Here is a 6,259-nt window from a genome sequence, read left to right as displayed (position 1 = left end):
CCCGCGACCTGCGTACCCGCGGCCTGTGCACCCGCGACCTGCGTACCCGCGGCCTGTGCACCCGCGACCTGCGTACCCGCGGCCTGTGCACCCGCGACCTGCGTACCCGCCTCCTGCCTACCCGCCTCCTGCCAACTCGCCGGCTCCCCGTCCCCCCGCGGCCCCCCGCCCGCCGCGAGCGCGTGCCGCTCGCGCGGGCGGCGCTGGGCCGGGATCGCGCTGACGTCGGGGCCCGCCGGGGCGATGCCCGCCGCCGAGAGGCCCGCGGGGCCGGTCTCCGACAACGGGACGCCGTACTTCGCCAGCTTCAGCGGCATCGTCGACTCGACCGGTGCCTTGCGGCGCCAGCCGCGGCCGTACTTCGCGCGCAGCCGGGCGCGGTAGACGAGGCGGTCCTGCTCGAGGCGGATCACCTCGTCGTACGACCTGAGCTCCCAGAGCTTCATCCGGCGCCACAGCAGGAAGGTGGAGGGGAAGGCGAGCAGCCAGCGGCTGATCCGCACGCCCTCCATGTGCTTGTCGGCGGTGATGTCGGCGATCCGGCCGATGGCATGCCGGGCGGCCTCGACCGAGATGACGAACAGCACCGGGATGATCGCGTGCATCGCGACGCCCAGCGGGTCCGGCCACGCGGCCGCGCCGTTGAACGCGATCGTGGCCGCCGTCAGCAGCCAGGCGGTCTGCCGCAGCAGCGGGAACGGGATCCGGATCCAGGTCAGCAGCAGATCCAGCGCCAGCAGCACCATGATCCCGGCGTCGATGCCGATCGGGAAGAAGACCGCGAACCGGCCGAAGCCCTTGTCCTCGGCGAGCTCCCGCACCGCGGCGTACGAGCCCGCGAAGCCGATCGCCGCGATGACGACGGCGCCCAGGACCACGATCGTGATCAGTATCCGGTGTGTCCGGTTCAGCTTTACCGCGGCCACCGCTTCGGTCCCTCCCAGGTCGCTGATGCAGCGCATAGCCTCGCACAGTTGTGCGGCGGCGCGCAGCCGCTCCCTGGGTTACTTGACAGCGCTCACCGCGGACGCGAGCGCCTGCTGGGCGTCCTTCAGCAGGTCGGCGGACTTCGGGTCCTTGGCGCCCTGCAGGCCGGCGCCGTTGTAGTTCACCGTGACCACGACGTTGGCTGTACGGGCGATGACCGTCTGGTTGACGTAGGTCTCCTTGTCCTTGGTCTCCTTGTACGAGACGGTCGCCGCCTCGTCGCCGATGCCCTCGGCGCGGCCCGTGCCGACGTCCTTGCCGCCCTCCGGCTTCGCCAGCGCGGCGGTCTGCTTCTTGAAGAAGGCCTCCGCGCGCTTCTCGCCGGTGCCGAGCGCGGTGTCGGACTCGTAGCGCTGGAAGGAGACGTCGAGCCAGCGGAAGTCGGAGCCCTTCAGGCCGTTGTCGTCGAGGCCGGACCAGGTGCAGCCGCCGCGGGCGGCGGCGTCGGAGGACTTCACGGCGGTGCCGGAGGGGGATTTCACCTTCGGGACGAGGGCCTTGACCGTCTTCTCCGGGATCGAGGAGCAGGCGTCCGGCAGCTTGCTGTACTTCGCCGCCTTCACGGTCGGCGTCGCCTCCGGCTTCTGCGAGGGCGTCGACTCGGAGCCGGAGCCGTCGTCCCCGCCGCCCAGCATGGAGCAGCCGGTCGCGAGGAGTATCGCGGGCACGGCCGCGGAGGCGGCCAGTATGCGGGTCAGTCGGTGGGCTGAGCGGTGCATGCTTCCTTCGCTAACTCTTGGGGACCGTAGGTCAGGCTAGGGGGATTCTGCGGACGTACGGGGCCGTAAGGCCAATTCGCGAGCGTAGCGCTCCGCGTCACTCCGTGAGGTCCTCAGCCAGCTGCTCGGCTACGTCCTCGGCCTTGCCCTGCAGGTCAGCGGGGGCCGGAATGCGATTCGGGGTGGTCAGGGACTGCCCGTACTCGACGGTCACGACGACGTTGGAGGTGCGGAATACCACAGTGACGTCGCGGCGGGCGCTGGTGTCCGCGGCCGAGGCGTCGTCGTCCAGGAAGGCCTCGTCGCCCAGATCCTCGAGCGCGCGCGGGGCCGCCAGGGACGGGTCCGCGGAGCCGGTGGAGCCGGACTCGGACGGCGACGGGTCGCCGGAACCCGAGGCGTCGTCGCCCGCCGTCGGCTCCTCGGTCGGGACGGTGGAGGACGCCGGGTCGAAGCCGTGCTTCTCGGCGCGGGAGAGGAAGACCTCGGCCGCCCGGTCGTCGTCGCTGAGGTTGTCGTTGTAGCTGACGACGCGCTCGAACCTGACCTTCAGCTGGTGCTGCCCCTGCGCCGACTCGGTCTGCCACTCGCAGCCGGCCCGGCGCTGGCTGTCGTACGTCAGGATCGGCTTCCCGGCGAGCGCCTCCGACGGGGCCTTGCCCTCGGCGTCGGCGCCCGGTGAGGCGTTGCCGTCGTCGGCGGCGTCCGCGGATTCGGCGCCGGGCAGCAGGTCGCTGAGCTGCCCCGAGTCCACGGAGGCGCAGGCCTCGGGGAGGGTGCGGTACTTCCCGGAGGAGGCGGCGCTGGGCGACGACGCCGTGCCGCTGTCCTCGCCGTCGTCCACCAGGCCGTTGCCGCCGGAGCCGGTGCAGCCGGCGAGCGCCAGCGCGAGCGTCGAGAAGGCGGCCGCGGCCGCGACGGCGCCGCCGAGGCGGCCCGATCTGCGCTGCACGTTCGGCACGAAATCGCTCCCTTCGTCCCGCTTGGCTGGGTCTTTGGGTGGAAAAGCTGTTGCCCCGGCAAAGTTGCCGGTGGACACAATGTTTATCGCACGTGTTGCTGGTTGTGCCGGTCGTGTGACCGACCCGACGGCGTTGCACCGGATATTTCCGTTTTCTTGCGTGCAAGCACTATTAGGGGGACTTGTGTCGTACGTAGAGGTGCCCGGCGTCAAGGTGCCGATCCGCATGTGGACCGACCCGGCCGGGGTCGAGGACTCCGCGATGCAGCAGCTGCGCAATGTCGCCACGCTGCCCTGGATCAAGGGCCTCGCGGTGATGCCCGACGTGCATTACGGCAAGGGCGCCACCGTCGGCTCGGTGATCGCGATGCGCGGCGCGGTCTGCCCGGCGGCGGTCGGCGTGGACATCGGCTGCGGCATGAGCGCGGTGAAGACCTCGCTGACCGCCAACGACCTGCCGGGGGACCTGTCCCGGCTGCGCTCCAAGGTCGAGCAGGCGATCCCGGTCGGCCGCGGGATGCATGGCGAGCCGGTGGATCCGGCGCAGCTTTACGGGCTGTCGGCGCAGGGGTGGGACGACTTCTGGACGGGCTTCGACGAGCTTGCGGAGGCGGTGAAGCCGCGGGAGAGCCGGGCGCACGGGCAGTTGGGGACGCTCGGGGGCGGAAATCACTTCGTGGAAGTTTGTGTGGATGAGTCCGACAATGTCTGGCTCATGCTGCACTCCGGCTCCCGCAACATCGGCAAGGAGCTCGCCGACCACCACATCGGCGTCGCGCAGCAGCTCTCGCACAACCAGGGCCTGGTCGACCGCGACCTCGCCGTCTTCATCGCGGACACCCCGCAGATGGCGGCGTACCGGCGCGACCTGTTCTGGGCGCAGGAGTACGCCAAGCGCAACCGCGCGGTGATGATGGCGCTGCTGCAGGGCGTGGTGCGCAAGGAGTTCAAGAAGGCCAAGGTCACCTTCGACGACGTCATCTCCTGCCACCACAACTACGTGGCCGAGGAGCGCTACGAGGGCATGGACCTGCTCGTCACCCGCAAGGGCGCGATCCGCGCGGGCGGCGGCGACTACGGGATCATCCCGGGCTCCATGGGCACCGGCTCGTACATCGTCCGCGGCCTCGGCAATGCCGACTCCTTCAACTCCGCCTCGCACGGCGCGGGTCGCCGGATGAGCCGTACCGCGGCCAAGAAGCGCTACACCGCCCGCGACCTGGAGGAGCAGACCCGCGGCGTCGAGTGCCGTAAGGACTCCGGCGTGGTGGACGAGATCCCGGGCGCGTACAAGCCGATCGAGCAGGTCATCGACCAGCAGCGGGACCTGGTCGAGGTGGTGGCGAAGCTCAAGCAGGTCGTCTGCGTGAAGGGCTGACCCGGACCGCCCTCCGGTGTGGAGGGCGGTCCGCGGGCCGGGCTTCCCCCGTGCGTTCCCCCAGCCGGCCCGCGGCCCTCCGTGGCGGCCGGTCCCCCGTGTTTCCCCCGTGGGCCGCCTGTTGTGCAGTGATTCCAAGGTACGGATGGTGTCCGGGGCGGTCGTCCCGTCCTGGTTGGGGATTCGCCGTGACCCTCGTCGTACGGGCGCGGTTGCGTACAACTTCCGCGGTACGCCGACCGATTGACGCCGCGGCCGCCGGGCCGTCGATACGCTGCGGCGATGCGGCCGCCCACCCCGATATCCCGGCTGTCCCGGCATCCGCAGGCCGTGGACGTGGCTCTGGCGCTCGGCTTCCTCGTCTGCGCCCTGCTGCTGGGCGAGCAGCGGCCCAGCGAGGGCTATCCGCCGCTGAGCGCGTGGGGTTACGTCCTGACCTGCCTGATCAACCTGCCGATCGCCGTGCGCCGCCGCCGCCCTGTCGCGGTCTGCGCCGTCATCTGCCTGCTGTGGGCGGCGTACGTGGGGGCCGGTTTCTGGCCCGCCGTGAACAGCCTGGCGCCGCTGATGGCCATCTACACCGTCGCCTCGATGCGCCCGCTCCGTACCGCCGCCGGCTGCGCGGCGCTGGTGGCCGGGGTGTGGATCTTCGGGGGCGTGGTCAGCCCGCGCGGCTCGATGCCGGCCGTGGTGGCGCAGGCGGCCGTCTTCCCTTCGGTGCTGGTCCGCTTCGGCGCCCGTGCCCGGCAGTCGGCGGAGCGCGGCGAGCGGCTCGCGGAGCTCACCGCCCAACTCCGCCGCGAACAGGACGAGAAGGCCCGCCGCGCGGTCGCCGACGAGCAGGCGCGGATCGCCCGCGAGCTGCACGATGTCATCGCGCACCACATGTCCGTGATCGCGGTGCAGTCGGGCCTCGCCCGCTATGTCTTCCGTACGGACCCCGCCACCGCCGCCGACTCGCTCGCCGTCATCGAGGACACCAGCAGCGAGGCGCTGGAGGAGATGCGGCGGATGCTGACGCTGCTGCGGTCGGGGGTCATCGGGTCCGCGAGCGGCGACGAACCGTACACGCCGATGCCCGCGCTCGACGGTCTCGGCGAGGTGGTCGAGCGGGTGCGGGCGGGCGGGGTGCCGGTGGAGCTGAGCGTGCGCGGGGAGGTGCGGCCGCTGCCGCCGGGGATCGAGCTGTGCGCGTACCGGATCGTGCAGGAGGCGCTGACGAATGTGCTGAAGCACGCGCGCCCTGCCAGTGCGCAGGTGAGTGTGCTGTACCTGCCGCATCAGCTGCAGGTGAGCATCACCGACGACGGCGTGGGTGCGGTTTCGGCCACACCTGTCGACGAACGCGTCACAGGCACCGGGCACGGCTTGATTGGTATGCGCGAGCGCGCGAAGCTCTACGGCGGAACCGTGGCCGTCGGTCCGCGCCCCGAAGGGGGGTTCGGCGTCCGGCTCACGCTGCCGACTTCTGCGATGGCAGCGGGCAATGAGGGCCAATAAAGGAGCTGTTCGCGGCGGATGACGACTCGGGTGCTCGTGGTCGACGACCAGTTCCTGATCCGTGCCGGGATCGTGGGCCTGCTCCGTACGGCCGCGGACATCGAGGTCGTCGCGGAGGCCGGGGACGGCGAGGAGGCCATCGCCGAGGCGAAGCGCACCCGTCCTGACGTAATCCTGATGGACATCCGGATGCCCGGGATGGACGGCATCACGGCGATCGAGCGCATCCTGGCGGAGGCGGCGGGATCGGCGGAGCCGCCGCCGCGGGTGCTGGTCCTCACCACTTTTGACCTGGACGAATACGTCTACCACGCGCTGCGCGCCGGGGCGTCGGGCTTTCTGCTCAAGGACACAGGGCCGGAGCGGCTGCTGGCGGCGGTCGCGGCGGTCGCCGGCGGCGACACGCTCTTCGCGCCGAGCGTCACCCGGCGGTTGGTGGAGGCCTTCGTGGAGCGGGAGCCGGAAGCGCCGTCGCTGCCGGCGGACCATGCCCAACTCGCCGGGCTGACCGCCCGCGAGACGGAGGTGCTGCGGCTGACGGCGCGCGGCATGTCGAACCTGGAGATCGCCGACCGGCTTTTCATCAGCGAGGCCACGGTCAAGACGCATCTCAACCGCACCATGGCCAAGCTGGACCTGGCCAGCCGGGCGCAGGCGGTGGTGATGGCCTACGAGACGGGGCTGGTGTCGCCGGGGGCGGCATGATCTTGTTGG

6 protein-coding genes are annotated in these 6,259 nt (G+C 71.2%); 3 read left to right on the top strand and 3 right to left on the bottom strand.

The window, feature by feature from the left end; all coding sequences use genetic code 11:
• The 3 genes from G5C51_RS07415 to G5C51_RS07405 form a co-directional block, all read right to left on the bottom strand.
• Positions 1 to 926 (bottom strand): DUF2637 domain-containing protein (locus G5C51_RS07415; RefSeq protein WP_338118045.1); only part of this gene is annotated, 926 nt, incomplete at its 3' end.
• Positions 927 to 1,004: 78 nt separating this feature from the next.
• A complete protein-coding gene (locus G5C51_RS07410; RefSeq protein ID WP_165233655.1) occupies positions 1,005 to 1,706 on the bottom strand; it encodes a DUF3558 domain-containing protein in 702 nt (233 codons plus the stop codon).
• Between the two features lie 97 nt (positions 1,707 to 1,803).
• Complete coding sequence (locus G5C51_RS07405; protein WP_206313549.1) at positions 1,804 to 2,667, bottom strand: DUF3558 domain-containing protein; 864 nt, start codon at positions 2,665 to 2,667, stop codon at positions 1,804 to 1,806.
• A gap of 184 nt (positions 2,668 to 2,851) precedes the next feature.
• On the opposite strand from G5C51_RS07405, the gene G5C51_RS07400 reads away from it, so the two are divergent.
• The 3 genes from G5C51_RS07400 (at position 2,852) to G5C51_RS07390 (ending at position 6,250) form a co-directional block, all read left to right on the top strand.
• Entirely contained in the window at positions 2,852 to 4,045 is a 1,194-nt protein-coding gene (locus tag G5C51_RS07400; protein ID WP_165233652.1) for an RtcB family protein, read from the top strand.
• Between the two features lie 282 nt (positions 4,046 to 4,327).
• On the top strand, positions 4,328 to 5,545 hold the full coding sequence (locus G5C51_RS07395; RefSeq protein WP_206313548.1) for a sensor histidine kinase: 1,218 nt from the start codon (positions 4,328 to 4,330) through the stop codon (positions 5,543 to 5,545).
• A gap of 18 nt (positions 5,546 to 5,563) precedes the next feature.
• Positions 5,564 to 6,250 carry a response regulator gene (locus tag G5C51_RS07390; RefSeq protein WP_165233649.1) on the top strand — a complete coding sequence of 229 codons (687 nt, stop codon included), beginning with the start codon at positions 5,564 to 5,566 and terminating at the stop codon, positions 6,248 to 6,250.
• Positions 6,251 to 6,259 lie beyond the last annotated feature (9 nt).

The sequence above is a fragment of the Streptomyces coryli genome (assembly GCF_011044975.1).
Classification (GTDB): Bacteria; Actinomycetota; Actinomycetes; order Streptomycetales; family Streptomycetaceae; genus Streptomyces; species Streptomyces coryli.
This window is presented reverse-complemented; position numbering and strand designations above follow the sequence as displayed.